This is a genomic window from Bacteroidota bacterium (genome assembly GCA_016720935.1).
Classification (GTDB): Bacteria; Bacteroidota; Bacteroidia; order AKYH767-A; family 2013-40CM-41-45; genus JADKJP01.
Genome location: JADKJP010000007.1, coordinates 167,178 through 186,177, shown reverse-complemented (window position 1 = coordinate 186,177; position 19,000 = coordinate 167,178). Strand labels below are relative to the sequence as shown.

The 19,000-nt window shown below is 41.2% G+C and carries 16 protein-coding genes; 9 read left to right on the top strand and 7 right to left on the bottom strand.

Annotation, left to right across the window (positions count from 1 at the left end; all coding sequences use genetic code 11):
• Nucleotides 1-71 precede the first annotated feature (71 nt).
• Nucleotides 72-1,304, top strand: a complete 1,233-nt coding sequence (rocD, locus tag IPP86_15040; GenBank protein ID MBL0139820.1) for an ornithine--oxo-acid transaminase — start codon at nucleotides 72-74, stop codon at nucleotides 1,302-1,304.
• Here rocD and IPP86_15035 read toward each other — a convergent pair.
• Genes IPP86_15035 through IPP86_15020 form a run of 4 tightly spaced genes read right to left on the bottom strand, consistent with a single transcriptional unit; the run spans nucleotide 1,301 to nucleotide 5,164 of the window.
• Nucleotides 1,301-2,224: a pseudouridine-5'-phosphate glycosidase gene (locus tag IPP86_15035; protein MBL0139819.1), complete on the bottom strand. Its 924-nt coding sequence runs from the start codon at nucleotides 2,222-2,224 to the stop codon at nucleotides 1,301-1,303. The two genes, rocD and IPP86_15035, sit on opposite strands and share 4 nt — an antisense overlap.
• On the bottom strand, nucleotides 2,221-3,159 hold the full coding sequence (locus IPP86_15030; GenBank protein MBL0139818.1) for a carbohydrate kinase family protein: 939 nt from the start codon (nucleotides 3,157-3,159) through the stop codon (nucleotides 2,221-2,223). Before IPP86_15030 ends, IPP86_15035 begins: the two co-directional genes overlap by 4 nt.
• Nucleotides 3,160-3,168: 9 nt before the next feature.
• A complete protein-coding gene (locus IPP86_15025; GenBank protein MBL0139817.1) occupies nucleotides 3,169-3,954 on the bottom strand; it encodes a hypothetical protein in 786 nt (261 codons plus the stop codon).
• Between the two features lie 4 nt (nucleotides 3,955-3,958).
• The gene (locus tag IPP86_15020; protein ID MBL0139816.1) at nucleotides 3,959-5,164 is read right to left on the bottom strand and encodes a hypothetical protein; all 1,206 of its coding nucleotides are present in this window, start codon (nucleotides 5,162-5,164) and stop codon (nucleotides 3,959-3,961) included.
• Between the two features lie 208 nt (nucleotides 5,165-5,372).
• Between IPP86_15020 and IPP86_15015 the strand changes: the two genes are divergently transcribed.
• Complete coding sequence (locus IPP86_15015) at nucleotides 5,373-7,307, top strand: transglycosylase domain-containing protein (protein ID MBL0139815.1); 1,935 nt, start codon at nucleotides 5,373-5,375, stop codon at nucleotides 7,305-7,307.
• A gap of 196 nt (nucleotides 7,308-7,503) precedes the next feature.
• Here IPP86_15015 and IPP86_15010 read toward each other — a convergent pair whose 3' ends face one another.
• Nucleotides 7,504-7,980 (bottom strand): hypothetical protein, encoded by a 477-nt coding sequence (locus tag IPP86_15010; protein MBL0139814.1) that lies wholly within the window; start codon nucleotides 7,978-7,980, stop codon nucleotides 7,504-7,506.
• A gap of 223 nt (nucleotides 7,981-8,203) precedes the next feature.
• Between IPP86_15010 and IPP86_15005 the strand changes: the two genes are divergently transcribed.
• Together IPP86_15005 and IPP86_15000 are read left to right on the top strand one after the other, a co-directional pair.
• On the top strand, nucleotides 8,204-8,785 hold the full coding sequence (locus tag IPP86_15005) for a tRNA-(ms[2]io[6]A)-hydroxylase (protein MBL0139813.1): 582 nt from the start codon (nucleotides 8,204-8,206) through the stop codon (nucleotides 8,783-8,785).
• Between the two features lie 179 nt (nucleotides 8,786-8,964).
• The gene (locus tag IPP86_15000; protein ID MBL0139812.1) at nucleotides 8,965-9,393 is read left to right on the top strand and encodes an acyl-CoA thioesterase; all 429 of its coding nucleotides are present in this window, start codon (nucleotides 8,965-8,967) and stop codon (nucleotides 9,391-9,393) included.
• A 64-nt stretch (nucleotides 9,394-9,457) separates the two neighbouring features.
• Here IPP86_15000 and IPP86_14995 read toward each other — a convergent pair whose 3' ends face one another.
• The gene (locus IPP86_14995) at nucleotides 9,458-11,554 is read right to left on the bottom strand and encodes a T9SS type A sorting domain-containing protein (GenBank protein MBL0139811.1); all 2,097 of its coding nucleotides are present in this window, start codon (nucleotides 11,552-11,554) and stop codon (nucleotides 9,458-9,460) included.
• 341 nt (nucleotides 11,555-11,895) lie between these two features.
• Nucleotides 11,896-13,773, bottom strand: coding sequence for a polysaccharide biosynthesis protein (locus IPP86_14990; protein ID MBL0139810.1), 1,878 nt, complete (start codon nucleotides 13,771-13,773; stop codon nucleotides 11,896-11,898).
• A 227-nt stretch (nucleotides 13,774-14,000) separates the two neighbouring features.
• On the opposite strand from IPP86_14990, the gene IPP86_14985 reads away from it, so the two are divergent.
• The 5 genes from IPP86_14985 to IPP86_14965 all read left to right on the top strand — a co-directional run bounded on the left by IPP86_14985 (nucleotide 14,001) and on the right by IPP86_14965 (nucleotide 18,995).
• Complete coding sequence (locus IPP86_14985; protein MBL0139809.1) at nucleotides 14,001-15,077, top strand: glycosyltransferase family 4 protein; 1,077 nt, start codon at nucleotides 14,001-14,003, stop codon at nucleotides 15,075-15,077.
• Between the two features lie 100 nt (nucleotides 15,078-15,177).
• Nucleotides 15,178-16,281, top strand: coding sequence for a glycine cleavage system aminomethyltransferase GcvT (gene gcvT, locus IPP86_14980; GenBank protein ID MBL0139808.1), 1,104 nt, complete (start codon nucleotides 15,178-15,180; stop codon nucleotides 16,279-16,281).
• 75 nt (nucleotides 16,282-16,356) lie between these two features.
• The gene (locus IPP86_14975) at nucleotides 16,357-17,115 is read left to right on the top strand and encodes a 2-phosphosulfolactate phosphatase (GenBank protein MBL0139807.1); all 759 of its coding nucleotides are present in this window, start codon (nucleotides 16,357-16,359) and stop codon (nucleotides 17,113-17,115) included.
• Between the two features lie 126 nt (nucleotides 17,116-17,241).
• Nucleotides 17,242-18,303, top strand: a complete 1,062-nt coding sequence (locus tag IPP86_14970; protein MBL0139806.1) for a sensor histidine kinase — start codon at nucleotides 17,242-17,244, stop codon at nucleotides 18,301-18,303.
• Nucleotides 18,300-18,995, top strand: coding sequence for a response regulator transcription factor (locus IPP86_14965; protein ID MBL0139805.1), 696 nt, complete (start codon nucleotides 18,300-18,302; stop codon nucleotides 18,993-18,995). Before IPP86_14970 ends, IPP86_14965 begins: the two co-directional genes overlap by 4 nt.
• Nucleotides 18,996-19,000: the final 5 nt, after the last annotated feature.

Here is a 19,000-nt window from a genome sequence, read left to right as displayed (position 1 = left end):
CGCAAGTTTTAACCCCATTTCACTGGCTTTCAGCAGGCCAATTCATTACATTTGCATTCTAATCAGTTTTTATGAAAACAGTACTTGCCACAAAGAGCCTGAGTGAACAGGCGATGGAACGTGAAGATCAGTTTGGAGCACACAATTATCATCCTTTGCCTGTTGTTTTGGAACGGGGAGAAGGTGTGCATGTATGGGATGTGGAAGGACGGCAGTATTTTGATTTTCTAAGTGCTTATTCTGCCCTGAACCAGGGTCACAATCATCCAAAAATTGTAAAAGCATTGATCGACCAGGTGCAAACGTTGAGCCTGACCTCCCGTGCTTTTTACAACAATGTACTTGGAGAATACGAGGAATTCATCACACGTTTTTTCGGTTTTGATAAAGTGCTCCCGATGAATACCGGAGCAGAAGGAGTTGAAACGGCCATTAAGCTGGCTCGTCGCTGGGCATATGAGAAGAAAGGTCTTGCGGAGAACAGAGCAAAAATTATCGTTTGCGAAGGAAATTTTCATGGAAGAACAATCAGTATTATTTCCGCTTCAACGGATCCTGATTCTTATGGAAAATTTGGACCTTTTACTCCCGGCTTTATTAAAATTCCTTATAACGATATCAAAGCATTACAGGATGCACTTAAAGATCCCGATGTCGCTGGATTCCTGGTAGAGCCTATTCAGGGCGAAGCCGGAGTTGTAATTCCAAATGAAGGTTATATCCGACAAGCTTACGAAGCTTGTAAACAAAACAATGTGCTGTTTATTGCGGATGAAATTCAAACGGGATTGTGTCGTACCGGAAAAATGCTCGCCTGTGATCACGAAGGTGTTCACCCGGATATTCTAATTCTTGGAAAAGCATTGTCTGGTGGTTTGCTTCCTGTTTCAGCCATTCTCGCCAATGATGATATTATGCTTTGCATTAAGCCCGGACAACATGGCAGCACCTATGGCGGAAATCCGCTAGCTGCAAAAGTTGCCATTGCCTCTCTTGAAGTATTGCGCGATGAAAAGCTCGCGGAGAATGCAAACCGACTCGGAAAAATTTTGTTGGATGAATTGAAATCAATTCGTCATGAAATGATACAACTGGTAAGAGGCAAAGGTTTATTTTGTGCCATGGTGATTAAACCATACAAGGGAAAAGATGCCTGGGATGTTTGCCTCGCGTTAAAAGAGAATGGACTGCTTGCCAAGCCAACACACGGTGACATCATCCGTTTTGCTCCACCTTTGATTATTAATGAAAAGCAATTGAGGGAGTGTGTTGATATTATCAAATCAACAATTGAAAAATTCTAATGGGAGTAATTAGAAAGCGCCTTTGAAATTTTTGCTCCCAACTTCGCGTTATTTTTTACCAGGCTGATGTTGGCCGCGAGGCTTTCACCGCCGGTGGCTTCCGCGATACTTTTCAGCAGAAAAGGAGTAGTGTCTTTTCCACTGATTCCTTTTTGAGAAGCTTTGTCAAGAGCATCAAGAATGTATTTTTCCATTACATGAAACGGAACTTCCTGATCAGCCGGAATAGGATTCGCGATGAGTACTGATCCCTGAATACCCATTTGCCATTTACTGTTGAGCATTGTTGCAATTTCTTCCGGCGTATCCAATCGCAATGGTGTCTTGTGTCCACTAGCGCGCGAATAAAAACTCGGAAAATCATCACTGCCATAAGTGAGAACAGGTACACCCAGCGTTTCCAGTTTTTCCAGTGTCAACGCGATGTCCAAAATGGATTTTACTCCTGCACTGATGACGGCAACATTGGTTTGTGCCATCTCGGTCAGGTCAGCGGATATGTCAAATGTGTTTTCCGCTCCGCGATGAACTCCACCGATTCCTCCGGTGACAAAAATTTTGATTCCGGCCATGGCTGCAATTCGCATTGTAGAAGCGACAGTCGTAGCGCCGTCTAATTTTTTAGAAACAACATAAGGCATGTCACGCAAACTGACTTTCCATATTCCGGATTTACTTCCGAGATCGTTCAGTTGATTTTCGTTCAGGCCTACGCACAAATTTCCGTCGAGGATTGCAATGGTCGCTGGAACTGCTCCTTCGTTGCGAATAATTGCTTCCACTTCTTTTGCTGTTTCAACATTTTTCGGGAAAGGCATTCCATGAGCGATGATCGTGGATTCCAAAGCGACAATAGGTAAATTATTTTCCAAAGCATGTTTTACTTCGGAGGAGAATAGAAGCGGGTAATTCAATTTCATGGAACAAGATATTTTTTCAGAAGTGAAATACTCAGGTCATTGCGAATGGCTCCTTCACTTTCGAGGATTGCTGCTGCAGCTGCATGTCCGTATTGTACACAAATCAATGGTGGTAATTGTTGCAAATAGGCCCAGACCCATCCGGCGATCGCGGCATCGCCTGCTCCGGTTGAATCTTTCACTGTTACTTTTGACGCGGGAATCTGAACCTGTTTATTTCCGTCTGAAAGTACAGATCCTTCATCAAACGCACTCATCCAAACATACTTTACGCCTTTTGAATGTAACCAGGTGATTCTTTCTTCAGATGAATAATATGCATTGCTCTCTCCGCCGAATACTTCCAGTTCTTCCTTGTTGGGTTTCATCATCAGAACTTTTCCGGGCAATGCTTTGTCGAGGCGAATTGCTTTTGGTACGGAAACGGTTTCGATAATCACCGGTATAGATTCTGTCTCGCAAAAGGAGAGAAGCCAGCGTAAAGTTTCAGAGCTGAGGTTGCAATCAGCGATTAACAACCTTGCCTGTTTGAGGACAGGAATACGTTTCGCGAGAATCTCAATGTTGAGCAGATCTTCTGTATCGGAAGCGGCAACTCCAACAAAAAGATCGCCATCGGGATTGACAACGGAGGCATACGTTCCAGTCGCAGTATCAGTACGGTGGATGTGGTTCAGTTGAATGCCGGCTTGCTTTGAAACCTGTTCCAGCCATTCTCCATCAGGATCTTTTCCTACGACAGTAATTAATTCAACCGAACAATTGAGTAATGCGAGATGGTGCGCGATATTTCGCATCACGCCGCCCGGACTACGACTTAGTCGGGCAGGATTGGAAGTATGCTGAATAGGGTTCGCTTTGCAGTGAAAAGTCAGGTCGACAAGGGAAGCGCCTACACAAACGACATCGATTTTTCCGGTTTCGGAATCCTTCATGCGACAAAACTAAGACTGTTTGTCGGATTTACGAATTTGATCAATTGCATCTTTGACCTTTTTGGCAATAGTACCGATGCCGGTTCCTGCTGGTTGAAGGTCTTTTACAGCCGTCCGGATGTCCTCAACATCTTTGTCCATTTGATTCAGGACATTTTCTGTTCCGGGATAGATATTTTTAGAAAAGGCACCGACTGTGGCAATGCGATGAATTTCCTTCATGCGTTCACGGCTTTGTTTGAGTTTCACACGGATGTTATTCAACTTTATACCGGAGCCAACGAGAAGGGAAGCGAATAATGCGGTTAATGCAATCAATGCCGCCGAGAAATATTTTTTGAAATTCGAACGTCGGCTGATCAACTGGTCATTTTCAATTTGCAATTGGGAAACCTGGTTTTGCAATTCCATAACAGAGGATTCATCGGCGCTTTTTCTCTGTTGAATAGAATTGTTAGCGGCCTGTAGTGTATTTGCTTTTTCTTTTGTATAAAAATTTTCTTTGAAAGCAATATATCTGTTGTAAACCTGGTAAGCCTGTTTGAAATGATTGTTGGATGCATAACCGGATGCAATAGTACGATAGGTATCCATCATCAGCATTTCCTGTCCGGCAGGAAGGTTAGCTTCCAATGGACGCAAACGAATCATCAATTGATCAAGCGTTTCAGCTTTCACATAAATAACTTTAGCCGCGGTATTGATTTGCTGCAGTTCATCAGCGCTTTGACCGGCAACCGGGTTGATGATGAGCAAAAGCAAGAAAGAAAAAAATATGTGGAGTCGGTTATTCATTAGTTCAGGAGAGATAAAATTTAATGTAAACATCCGTACCGTTACCTGTCTGACTTTCCAGTTTCAATTCCCCTTTGTGCAGAGTGGTCATGATGTGTTGACTTTCACTCAATCCGAGTCCAACGCCCTGTTCCAGCGGTTTCATGCTGAAATATTCTTCTGTCGCCTGATTGAGTGTGACATCATTCATCCCTTCACCATTGTCTTTAACTCGTATCTGCAGAAAACGAGGAAGAATCCTGGTACTGATGGAAACTTTGGGTTGATATCCTTTAATTCCTTTTTCCTGTTTTTCAACAACAGCCTGGAATGCGTTGTTCAGTGCGTTTAAGAGCAAGCTTCCAACAGCTTCGGGAATTACTTTGATGGAAGGAAGATTTTTTTCAAGATCTTTTGTCACCTGAATGGAGTAGGAGCCATCCGCAGGCTGATATCCACGTGCCGCTAGTTCCAGATATTGTTCACACAGCTGATTGATATTGGTCGCAACTTTTTCTTCGCCTGTTTTATTTTCCTGGCTCAAAATAGCCTGGTTGAAACGCGATTCTTTTGTTGTCAGAGATTGAAAGCCGTCCGTACGTTTTACCCAGGAGGTCATGTGTTCAACAAATGGATGTCCGGCCGGAAGCTGATCATCCGCTTGTTTCATTGCGGATAATAAATCTGTTCCTAGTGATTCCAGTCCCTTTACTTTTTCTTCACGCTGTTGAGCCCATTTAATCATGGCAGTTCCTGCCTGGGCTCTTTTCTCACTATTTTGCAATTGAACCAGTGTATCCTGTAATTTGGAATTCGCGTTACCAAGTTTTCTTTTTCTGAACTGAAGTAAAATCAACACCAGAACAATCCACGTTGAAAAGGCGATGGCTGCTTTGCGCAGAAGACCATGATAACGGTCAAGAGAAATTTGCTTGCTTTCCGTGAGTTCAGTGATGTGTTTTTTCTCGGCGGCAAGAATATTTTTACGTTCTGCGGATTCTTTCTGGAAATTCAATTCCATTTTGTACAGAGTGTCCCTTTTCTCCCGTTCAAAAAGTGTATCCAGGGTACGGTCGTAATACTGGAGTTGATCGAGACCAAAACGGTTGAGGTTTTTTAACACATAGGACTCAGCTTTCTGGCGATAGGCATCCAGTTCCGCCTGATCCTGAGGATCACTCAATACAGGAGATGAAGGCTCCGGTGTCTGGCTGCAAACCAGCACTGGCACGAGAAGTAGCAGAAAAACCCAAACCCGGAAATTACGGGGTCGGAGAGTATTTAGGAATTGCATAGTGACATTCAAAGAGTGTTACAAATTAGGAAGTGAGTCTTTTACTTCATCTTAGGGAAGAAATAATTATTAACGAAGGTATGTGTATGAAGATTCTCTTGAATAGTTAATAAACTTTCCTCATTTTAGGCGCCAGATTGATCTCATGAACCGTAAATTCCTGATAAAAGCAGCTTATGTTCTTTCCGGTATCCTGCTGGTACTGCTGATTGGCTATTTTGCGGCCCGCAATTTGGTTTTGCATCAGTTGCTCTCGAAAATTTCACTGAAGCTCAAGAATGATTACAAAGTTGCACTTACTGTGGATGAATCCGGTTTCAGGGGATTTACAGGTGTTATGATGCGCGGTGTGAACATTGTCCCGGAAGGCGGGGATACACTCTTGCATCTTGATTCAGTATGGGCGGAACCATCCTTTTCTTCACTCATCACCGGAAACGTCAGGATCAAATCCATTTATGCACAGAATGCCGAATTGAGAATACATTGCCAGGATGGAACCTGTAATTATTCCAATTTTTTAAAGCACAAAAAAGAGGAAACAGATACACTGCATACCGAGACAAATTATTCCTCCTTTTTGAATCGCATGCTTCGACAGGCATTCAATCTTGCTCCACAGCAAGCTGAATTGAAAAACATTCGTTTGTCATTCCAAAATGATACCATACAACAATCTGTGAGCGTTCCTTCCTTTATTTCGTCCACCAAGCAATTGGATGGAACAATCATCGATGATTCGACGCATTTTGAATGGAAATGCACCGGACATTTTTCTCAGAGAAATGAAACATTTGATCTGGCTGTATTTCCGCTTTCGGAACAAACACAGTCATTACCTTTTCTGTTGCCATTGGCAGGAGCTTCCTGTAGTTTCGATACGCTGCATCTTGCTTTGTACGATATGCATTATGGAAATGGATTGCTGGAAATAGCAGGACATTTTTCAATGGAGAATTTTTGTCTGCAACACAAAAAAATAGCGGATGATACGGTAAGGATTCCCCATGCTGTTTTCAATTACCATGTAACTGTAGATAAGAATTCTCTTTCTTTGGATAGCACTTCCAGAGTTGAGCTTGACAAGATGACCATTGTGCCTTATGCAAGATTGAAAAATGAGCACTCTAAAAAATATACAATTCAGGTACGAACCGAGAAAACAACGGCAACGGATTTCTTTCGCTCTTTACCCGAAGGAATGTTTGATGTAGTGCGGAGCATTGAAGCGGAAGGCAGTCTGCAATATTCACTTCAGTTTGAACTGGATTCCGCGGAACCGGATAGTGTTATTTTTGAATCTTCATTGAAAAAGGAAAAATTCCGGATCCGTAAATTTGGCGACAGCAATTTATTGAAGATAAACGGAGAGTTTATTCACTCGGTATACGAACACGATCGTTTTGTGAGATCCTTTCCGGTAGGACCTTCCAATCCGGCCTTCACACCTTTGGATCAGATCTCCATCAATTTCAGAAATGCGGTACTTACTTCGGAAGACGGCAGTTTCTTTTATCACAATGGATTTAATGAAGATGCTTTCAGAAAATCAATCGCGACAAATTTTAAAGCGGGAAAATTTGTACGTGGTGGAAGCACGATCAGCATGCAATTGGTAAAAAATATTTACCTCACACGAAAGAAAACAATTGCCAGAAAAGCGGAAGAAGCATTGATTGTCTGGTTGATTGAGAACAATCGTTTATGCTCCAAAGACCGGATGTATGAAGTATACCTCAACATCATCGAACTTGGACCGGGAATTTATGGTATCGGAGAAGCGGCTCCATTTTATTTTTCGAAAAGACCGGCGGAACTTACTTTACAGGAAAGTATTTTTCTTGCCAGTCTGCTGCCGCATCCGAAATGGTTTCGCTATAGCTTTGACAGCACAGGACAACTCAAGCCATACTTTGCTGATTACTATCGTGTAGTTTCAAATTTTCTTTTGCGAAAAAATTTAATCACCCAGGAAGAACACGATGCTTTGGTTCCATTGGTAGAACTCAAAGGGCCTGCGAGAGAAATGGTTGTTCCGACGGATACGATTCCGACGGATACGGATGAAGTGGAAAACTGAATACAAGGGACGAGGGACGTTGGGACTTTGGATTGCTGATTTTGGATTGCTGATTTTGGATTGCTGATTGTTGATTGGAAAATAGCACAAAAAACTAAGCACTAACCTCTAAGCACTAACCTCTAAGCACTAACCACTAAGCACCAACCACTAAGCACCAACCACTAAGCACCAACCACTAAGCACCAACCACCGCCTACGCCAGCGAATTCAACTGTCCGATCTTCGCAAGAAGAGATTGAAATTCTTCATCATTTTCATAGCAGCCGCGAATATTCTGGAGAAAATCCTGGGCCTGGCGAAGGAAAAAGCTTCTGACGCGAACGAATTCTTCCGCATCTGTTTCACCGCTGTCGATGGCCATTTTTTTAAGATCGTCACCAATTTCACAAAGAAAAATCCGGCAGCTTAGTTCAAGGAGTGCATAAAAAAAGAGGATTTCGTCCTGATCGTATGTTATAATCTCGTCTACTTCAAATTGCCAGTTATGGACTTCAAAATCTTCGAGTCGTTCGTCTTCGAACATTTCCAAACGCATCGCTTCCCGAATCAGGTCATAATCAGGGTGAAGCAAAATGAATTTCCCGGCCGCAATGGAGATGTTTACCAGCTGCTTGAATTCCCGTGTGATTTTCACACTTACTTTATCTCCATATAAAACGATGGGAGGCATAATTCTTTAAAATCTTAGCTTTTGGACAGGATAGGAAATTGAACTGCAGAAGATCAAAATCCATATCCGGTTGTAATGTATTCTTTTTAGGAACCGGAATTGCAGAGGTATACAAAAATACGATCAATTTGTTACCCGGAACAAACCCAATATTATTTATTCGTCATTCTTAATCTTACATTTTCTCTCTATTTTAGAGGGCTCGATTTTTAATAAAACGGACATGCTAGGATTAAAATTGCCCACAGATCCACGTTGGGTGAATATTGTGGAAACAAATATCAGCGAAATTCTTACGGATCATGCTTATTGTGAGCAGAAGGCTGCGACCAATGCGATCAATATTGTCATTCAGTTTCCGGAGTATCCTGACCTGGTGGACGCACTGCTTGAGCTTGCCCGGGAGGAGCTGCAACATTTTCAGCAGGTACATAAAAAGATCATCGAAAGAGGCTATTCTTTAGGCAAAGAGCGCAGGGATGAATATGTATTTGAGTTGAATAATTTCATCCGGAAAGGACATACAAAAAATATTGTTCTTGTTGACAAGCTTCTTTTTTCTGCACTTGTAGAAGCGAGGAGTTGTGAGCGTTTCAAGGTTCTTAGCGACAATATCAACGATCCTGACCTGAAAGAATTTTACCGCGACTTGATGATCAGTGAAGCGAATCATTACACCCTTTTTCTTGGCTTCGCGAAAAAATATGCCGATGGAGTAGATGTAGATCAGCGCTGGAAAGAATATCTAGAATACGAGGCAGGGATTATTGCAAAGTACGGGAAGAAAGAGACGATTCATGGATAGTTTTTTTTGGTTCCGGGTTCCGGGTTTGAAGTTAGGGGTTCGATGTCCATGGTTCGAGGTTGGTGATTTTTTTTGACTTCTGAATTTTGACTTTTGACTTTTGAATTTGTTTATGTGGTGAATATTTAGTACCTTGTTATATCTTGTTACATATTCATTCCTGCTAATCTCCGATCGTCATGTTCAAACACAAATCTCCTCTGCACATCCGTTTTTCTGATGTAGATGCATTCGGACATGTGAACAATGCCTGTTATCTTACTTACATCGAAGAAGCAAGAGTCAAATATTTTGATGAGGTGGTGGACTGGTCTTACGACTGGTCAACAAAAGGCATTATCCTGGCGAAAGCGGAAATAGATTTTATTCTGCCGATTCATTTCAAGGATGAATTGTATGTGTACACACGATGTTCCCGCATCGGTAATAAAAGTTTCGACCTGGAATATCAGCTGACACGTTTCTGGGAAGGCAAAGAAATCATCATGGCCGACGCAGTTACGGTCATGGTCGCTTTTGATTACACCACAAAAAAATCAATCGAAGTCCCCGACGCCTGGCGTGAAGCATTAAAGGCGTATGAGGGAGCGGATGTGCTGGTGCAGTAGTTGTTAGTTGTTAGTTGTTAGAAAACTCGGAACTCGGAACCCGGAACTCGGAACCATAAACCAATTACTCTTTCACAAATTTCCTACTTACACTCAAACTGTTTCCATTTCTCAGTAGTAGCTGGTACAATCCCGGAATGAAATTACTCAGGTTGATTTGGTATGAAGGGGTATCCGAAATTTTTTCAGAATAACAGAGTTTTCCTTCGGTATTGAAGATTTGTATTGACAGATCGCCTTCAGGCAAATGATCCAAAGTAAGTTGATCGGATGCCGGGTTAGGAGAAAGGGAGATCTTATTCAGCTGAACTTCCGGAGAAGAAGCAATAATAGAACGTGCACATATTGGAATAGAATTGTATTGGAAGTCAACTGGAAAACCACTTGCTGTGATAGCCTGGAAAGAGCCAACGGGAAAATTGATTATGCTATGATAACTTAAAGTATCAAAGATTTTATAATCAATATAACCAATCGTATCCTGAACATTGTATGCATTTTGTAAATCACGCCTTGCAAAATACAAGCCAACTTGTGAATAACCTCCAAATCTCAATTCACTTATGGTGCCAAGATCACTGTTCAGTACATTGCTGTTGACTACTATACCTTGCCTCCAAAATTGAGAGGGGGACGAATGAAGGGTAAATGCTAATCCAAAAATAGAGTCCACTGAAATGCCATTATCACCCAGGATGAAGTAAATTCTGACAGTATCACCTGAAAATGCTGAATCCCGATCTGGTACAACGCTGAAATATGGTAAAGATGAATTTTCCGACGATGGCGACTTTCTTCTCCAAAATGGATAGTAAGTATAGATACTTATATTACTTGCTAAATCATTAATATCAAGGGAGTCAATTTTTCCATCTGCATAAACATCACATTGCTTAAGATTCACACCATTTTGAAAATGACCCGGGAAATCTATTGCAATATCTCCGATTTCAAAACCTCCATGATATTGCAAGTCGTTAAAATTATATAATGAAGAATCCACTCTGTTTGGACCGGTGGCGCCTTGTGCTAGGGCAATATAAATCACATCGGAAAATTCAACGATCCCATCATCATTAGCATCTCCTGGCCAGGTTTGAGTAGTGCTGTCCATTACACTATGACCGGTAGAGTCAATAGTTGCAATGAAGGCTGAAAAATCATATTCATTTGCAGTAACCCTTTTACTCAAATAAGTTCCTCCGGTAATTATCGTATGATCTGATTGCTCAGCTATGTAATTCATTCCAAATCTTGGTAAAGTTATTACCGAATGCCATTTTAATACGCCGTTTGAATCAAATCGCTTGATAGAAGTAGAATTATAGTTGCACCAACCACCATCTGACATCATCAATATATTGCCCAGACTTGAGGGTGTATAAGGAGCAGAGGAGATGATGGCCCCTGTCATACCATCAAGTTTATTCATGGTAGTTCCGGATAATTTATACAATGTTGTATCATGATGAAGCAATGAACTGTTATTGTTCCAAATTGGATTTCCATTGGTGTCCATCCTGCCTCTAAAAGAAGAACATTCCAGATACATATCACCATTAGAGAAGCCTAAGATTTTTCCCGGACCTTGAAAATTCAATGTCCTGATCAAATTGCCAAGTGAATCAAGAATATATGTTGAATCTAAAGCCAGACATGCATAATTTCCATTCGGAAGTATTGCAATGTCATAAACTTCTTGAACAGGTGAAATTGAAGATGTTGAATCACACGGAAGTAGGATGTTCCAACTCAAGTGACCGGAGCCATCAATTTTAGTTATTTCAGAATATGAAAAGTAGTACATTGACCAGGCTTCAGAATTATTGGCATAAATACATCCTCCATCCGGAGTAGCGTGTAAGGCAGTTGTTGTCGATTGACTCAAATGTGAAATATAACCTCCACCAGCTCCGGATAATATATTTCCCTGTAAGTCTACTTTGAAAATAGATGTTGTGCCTCTTTGCAAACCACAATGGAAAAATGTATTTCCATCTGGGCTAATTGAAGCATCAATGAATTTTAAGTTTGAATCTTCGGGAGCTACATAGTATGAACTTGATTCGGAATTAAAATTTAGTCTTTTTAAGTATGTTGCCTGGCAGTAGCCAGAGTTAAATGCAAACAATAAGATGATTGCAAATAGATGATTTTTCATTTCAGTTATTTTTTGTATGTCAACAAAGCCATCAATTTATTTTTACAATTGATTTCTGTATATATCAATTTTTAGTTCATTGGCTGTTTTGCATTGAATGAATTTAAGTATGATTGATATTCAAAGATGAAATCTGTGCATTTAATCCAACAAAATTTTGAAGTTAAATTACCCTTTATTCTCCAATAAATTATTCATGATTTTTGTCAGTACTACAAAACCTTAGGCAAACAACTGGAAAACGTATTTAAAACAAAAAATTCTCAAAAAAATAACCACCAACCACTAACCACTAAGCACCAACCACTAACCACTAACCACTAACCACTAACCACTAACAACTACTTCCTGTCAAGCTCCGAAAAAACCGAATTCGCCGAAACAAACTCCGGAACAATTTCCTTCATTTTTCTTACGATGGATTCGTTGTCCTGTGATTTAAATAGTGTGATGAGACTGTTGATTTCCTTGCTGATCACTTCAAAGTCATACTCTCGAACTCTCGCGATCATGATCTTTTCGTGATGGGTGGGAAGGGTCGTTTCTTTATCGGCAAGAAGTTCTTCGAAAATCTTTTCACCCGGACGCAAACCTGTAAATACAACCTGAATGTCTTTTCCGAGTGTTAGCCCTGAAAGTTTCACCATCTTTCTCGCCAGGTCAATGATGCGGATGCTTTGTCCCATGTCGAAGATGAAAATTTCACCACCATTTCCCATGGCTCCGGCTTCGAGTACCAATTGACAAGCCTCCGGGATGGTCATGAAGTAACGGGTAACATCGGGATGGGTGACAGTGATCGGTCCCCCTTCTTCGATTTGCTTTTTAAATCGGGGAATGACCGAGCCGTTGGAATCAAGTACATTTCCGAAACGGGTGGTGATGAATTTTGTCTTGCTAACTTTACTCAGCGACTGACAATAAATCTCCGCGATTCGTTTCGTCGCGCCCATGATATTTGTTGGGTTCACGGCTTTGTCGGTGCTTACCATCACGAATTTTTCCACCCCGAATTCATTCGCCATATCCGCGAGAATGCTAGTACCATTCACATTGGTGAGGATTGCTTCGGATGGATTGTGCTCCATGATCGGAACATGTTTATAAGCGGCAGCGTGGAAAACAACCTGAGGTTTGAATACATCGAAAACCCTTCGCATGCGATCGCTCTGACGAATATCGGCGATGACCGTTTCGAAATCGGTCCAGTTAAATTTCTCACGGATCTCCAGTTCGAGTTCATACAGCGGGGATTCCGCCTGATCGAGAACGACGAGGTATTTTGGTTTAAATGGAAGTATTTGTCTGACAATTTCACTTCCTATTGAACCGGCTCCTCCTGTAATGAGCACTGTCTTTCCTGATAACTGATTTCGGATCGAATCCAGATCGAGTCGGATCGGATCACGCTCCAGCAGGTCTTCGATCTTGATATTTTTGATTTGCTTAAAACTCAGTTCTCCGTTGATCCAGCTGTTCACCGGTGGTACATTCAGAATATTTACATCGTAAGGCAAACATTTTTCGATAATCTGCTGCTTACGTAAAGTAGAAATATTCTGAATACTCAGGATTAGTTGAGTGACATTGTTGGAACGAAGCAAATCTTCCAGGTCATCATCCGCGTTATAGATCTTGATGCCTTCAACAGTCTTTCCGGATTTTGCAGGATCATCATCCACGAACGCGATTACTTTGAAACGACTACCTGCGTCGCGGTCGAGAGAACGTTTGGTGATCAGACCTGATTCTCCGGCACCATAAATTATGACTTCTTTTTTCTCTCTTGAAGGATTTTTCAATTCCATGTAAATGGATTTGACCAGAATCCTGAAAGCGGTAATCGAAAATACTGTCGTGAAATAATCGATGATAATAATCGAGTAGGGGACGAGGAAAAATTTTGCCCACATATATGAACCCATGTTGGCAACGGCCATGAAAATACTGCCTGCAGTAATGGTATAAAATACACGTAGGGCATCCCGTGTACTGGTATAGCGGATAATACCCTGGTAGATTTTGGAAATATAAAAGCTGATGACGCGAACAATAAGTACCGTCGGGATTACATACACCCAGTGTTCTATTTCTTTCTCCGGAACCCTGAAATTGAATCTCACCTGGTATGCCAGCATGATGGATCCCAGGCAAATAACAATATCAATCAGAAAAATGATCCAGCGCGGGGTGTTTTTCTCGATGAGTTTGAATCGCATAATTGCCAGATTGGTTTTCCGCCGGGGAATAAAATTCAGAATAAATGTTCTGAAATTTATGTATCAAAGATGATCTTCAGAACAATGGTTTCAAAGATAAGATTCTGCAGCTTGTTGGTCGATATATTTCTCAAAAATACCTCAATTAATGCTTTGAATTCATTGCTTGCCCTTAAAGATTTTTATCTTTGTCAGCCCTTGCATTTCTCCCACAGAAAAAATTGAATATGAGGATTTTGTTCATTTCACCTTACCCTACCGGAGAGGCACCCAGTCAGCGATTCCGATTTGAACAATATTTTCCGGCATTGCGACAACAGGGAATAGAATACGATACATCACCATTTCTGGATAAAAAAGCCTGGGATATTTTGTATAAACCAGGACATTGGGCCGGAAAGATTGCCGCTATTTTTCGTGGTTGTTTCCGGCGTTTGGGTGATTTGTTCCGCATGGGAAAATACGATGTGGTTTTCATTCACCGCGAAGCAGCTCCTGCCGGTTGGCCTATCTTTGAATGGCTGATCACACATCTCTTTAAAAAGCATACAGTTTACGATTTTGACGACGCGATCTGGATTCCAAATGCTTCCGAGAGCAACAGTAAACTCACTATGTTCCTGAAGCGTTTTCGCAATACGGAAGATATTTGCCGATGGGTTTCTGTGGTTAGTGTCGGGAACAATTTTCTTGGAGAGTTTGCCAGAAAATTCAATAAGAATGTCGTCTATAATCCGACCACCATTGACACACGTGAACATCATAATACGACAACGGATCATACCAATCATGTGTTTACAATCGGATGGACCGGCTCTCATTCGACCTTGCAATATCTTGATCCGCTGGTTCCTGTCCTGGAGGAATTGGAGAAGAAATTCAAATTTGAGTTTCATGTAATCTGTGATGTTCCGCCAAAATGGAAGTTGAATTCGCTTCGTTTTATCAAATGGTCTAAGCAGGCTGAAATTCATGACCTTTTGAATTTTAATATTGGTGTGATGCCATTACCGGATGACATCTGGTCAAAGGGGAAATGCGGGTTTAAAGCTCTGCAATACATGGCTCTGGGTATTCCGGCTGTTGTTTCGGATGTGGGTGTGAATGCGGATATTGTGGATCACGATCAGAATGGCTGTTTATGCCGTAATTTGGAGGAATGGAAATTTTATCTCGAAAAACTAATGAGTGATGAGGCATATCTTCGTCGTTTGAGTCAGCATACCCGGGAAAAGATAGTGTCAAAGTTTTCGGTAGAAAGCAATACCCCTAATTTTCTCTCCCTCTTTAAGCCCGGGAAATAGGAATTCGCTAAAAATTTTACCTTTGTTGCTCAAATCTATTGGTTCCGGGTGCATCCGGAAACAGGAATTTTGTTCATTCATTTCATCTCATCACCATACCATGGAACTCACCGAAACAACACTCAAACACATTGCTCTTTCTGATCTTCATACCCGCCTGGGCGCTAAAATGGTTCCCTTTGCAGGGTACCTGATGCCTGTATCATATGAAGGCATAAATGCGGAACATGAAACTGTCAGAAACGGAGTAGGGGTATTTGATGTGTCTCACATGGGTGAATTCATCCTCAAAGGACCGGATGCATTGGATCTGATTCAACGGGTTACCAGCAATGATGCTTCCAAATTATTTGATAAAAAAGTTCAGTATTCCTGTTTGCCGAATGAAACCGGCGGCATTGTTGACGACCTCCTCGTTTATCGTATCGATGAAAAAACATATATGCTGGTCGTGAATGCAAGCAACATCGACAAAGACTGGGACTGGATTCAAAAATACAATACGAAAGGTGTAGAGATGCACAACATTTCTGATAAAACCTCTCTGCTCGCTGTTCAGGGACCAAAAGCTGTTGATGTATTGCAACCGCTTACCGACATGGATTTGCGAAACATGGAGTATTACACTTTTGATAAAGGAAAATTCGCGGGCATTGACAATGTGCTCGTATCGGCTACCGGTTATACCGGAGCAGGTGGTTTTGAAGTTTATTTTGAAAACAAAGACGCTGAACAGATCTGGAATAAAATTTTTGAAGCAGGAAAATCTTATGGTATCAAACCAATCGGTTTGGGAGCCAGAGATACCCTACGTCTTGAAATGGGTTTCTGTTTGTATGGCAATGACATCAATGACACGACTTCTCCCATCGAAGCGGGTTTGGGATGGATCACCAAATTCACCAAAGAATTTACCAATTCCGCTGCATTGAAAGCGCAAAAGGAAAATGGTGTCAGCCGCAAATTAGTCGGCTTTGAAATGATTGATCGTGGAATTCCACGTCACGATTACGAAGTAAGAAACGCGAATGGAGAAACCATTGGAACAGTCACCAGTGGCACACAATCACCTTCCTTACAGAAAGCGATTGGAATGGCTTATGTGAAGCCTGAATTCGCGAAGGAAGGGACTGAAATTTATATTCCCATCCGTGATAAGGCGCTCAAAGCAAAAGTGGTTAAAATTCCTTTTTACAAAAAGTAGCATTTTGCGGCTTTGAGCTAAATAATTGAAATTTCTTTTTATTCGTATATTCGTTATTATTCTAAGTATTTCTCCATGACAGAAGACCACCAACCACAGATCAAGGTTGATGCTTGTTTTTCTCCGCATCTGTATCCGGTTTATGCTGATGATAACAGTATTGTTGTGATCATCGATATTTTACGTGCCACTTCTGCTATCTGCACCGCGTTTGAACACGGTGCGGAAAAAATCATTCCTGTTGCTACAGTGGAAGAGGCCAGGGAATGGAAACGTAAAGGATATCTGGCCGGCGCTGAACGTGACGCGATCCAGGTGGAAGGTTTTGATTTCGGTAATTCACCTTTCAGTTATATGGGTGATGTTGTCAAAGGAAAAACTATTGCGATCACTACAACCAATGGAACCCAGGCTATCGAAGCTGCAAAGGATGCTTATAAAGTTGTGATCGGTTCTTTTTTGAACATTGACGCATTGTGTCAGTGGCTGATTCAGGAGCAAAGAAATGTTTTGTTGCTTTGCAGTGGGTGGAAAAATAAATTCAACCTGGAAGATGCTATTTTTGCCGGTGCCGTTACTGAGGCTTTGACAGCCATGAATGATCAGATCAAACTGGGTGATGCCTGTCTTGCTTTGAAATATTTGTATCAGTTGGCCAAACAGGATCCTTATAAATTTATGTCTCATGCGTCACATAAGGAAAGACTGGCGAAATTGAATTTAAAAAAGGATATCAAATATTGTCTGACGCCGAATCTTACGAAAGTCATTCCAATTTTGAAGGATGGTGCCTTGGTGAAAATGGCATCTGTTGAGATGCTGGCAAACAACTGATTCTTGACTTACTCATTCACTCCGACCTTTTCTGAGTATGTATTTTGACCTCCAAATTTCAGGGAATTACCTCTTTTTCCCGAGTTATCGATTGCATTTCCTATTTTTGAAAGAAATAATTTTTTAATGAATCTGCGAATAGGGCGGGTAGCATTAAACGTTGCTGCTTGTGTTGCCTTCCTGACCCTTCCGGTTTTAATGGCTCCCGATGTTGAACTGACCTGGAAATTCATAACCCATGGTGAGACATTTCGTGACCTGATCGCTTATACGATCATGATTGGCTATTTTTACGCGAATTATTTTTATTTCATTCCAAAATATTTTTTCAGAAAGCGGCATCTTGAATTCTATTCTATTGCCCTGGCTGCTTTACTGTTAGTTTTGTTTATTCCACAACTGTTGGCACCGTATGAGCATCATCACATGAATAACTTTCATCACGATGAAAACGGCCAGATAGTACAACATGGAGAAGGAAGGAAGGGTCATCATGGTCCGCCATTATTTTTCATGTTGAGCCACAATCTATTTCTTTTTGTCGCTTTGTTTTTATACACTCTGGTGATTCGTATTTCGAATCAATGGAAACAAACGCAGAAAGAAAAATTGAATGCTGAATTGGCTTTTCTGAAAGCTCAGGTGAATCCGCATTTTCTGTTTAACACACTCAATGGAATATATGCAACCGCTTTGGATGAAAATGCTCAGCATTCTGCCAATGCCATAGTTCAGTTATCCGGGATGATGCGTTATGTCATGACCGAAGCCGGAGATACTTATGTTTCGCTTGAAAAGGAAGTCAATTACATTACCAGTTATATAGAATTGCAGAAAATCAGATTGGGAAATACTGTCAAGATTGATTTTACCATGAGCGGGATTGTTGAAGGAAAATATATCGCGCCATTGTTGTTGATCCCTTTTGTTGAGAATGCTTTTAAACATGGTGTGAACCCGGATTATCCATCTTACATCATGGTAAATCTGATGATTACAAACTCTGTTTTGGAATTTCAGGTTTACAATACGATCAATAAAACAGTCAATCAGGCGGCTGCATATTCCGGATTGGGCCTGAACAATGCCCGTCAAAGACTTGAGCTGTTATATCCTGGCCGACACACATTAAATATCCAGCACGACGCGAATGATTTCTCAGTCTTTCTTACCTTACATTTGAAATGATCAACGCGATAGCCATTGATGATGAACCACCGGCATTGAGGGTGCTTGAGAATTTTTGCAGTAAAGTTGATTTTATTTCCCTGCAAAAAACATTCACCCGAACCGATGACGCGATGAAATACCTGGAAAAATTCCCGGTGGATCTCATTTTTCTGGATATTCACATGCCGGCCATTTCCGGTATTGATTTTTACAAATCCATCAAACAGGAAACGATGGTGATTTTTGTAACAGCACACAGTCAGTATGCTGTTGAAGGGTTTAACCTCAGCGCTGTGGATTACCTCTTGAAACCGTTTCCTTTTGAACGTTTTCTTCAAGCCGTAAAAAAAGCCAACGATCATAAAAATCTTTCTCTTTCCACCGATTCGTCACAGGATCAGTATTTATTTGTACGTGCTGATTATAGTCTTCTCAAAGTTCCATTAGCGGAGATCATGTATATTGAAGGTCTTGATGATTATATCAAGATTCATATGGAGAAACAAAAGACCATTGTTGTACGGATGACCTTAAAAGCAATTCAGGAGAAATTGAATTCCAGTATTTTTGTTCGTGTTCATCGCTCATTTATTGTGCCGATGAACAGAGTCGAAGCAGTACGAAATAAAGTTATCACTATTGGTGAAATGGAAATCCCGATTGGGAATAGTTATTCGGAGGCATTTTTTAGCATGTTTAAGGTGAAGTAGCATTT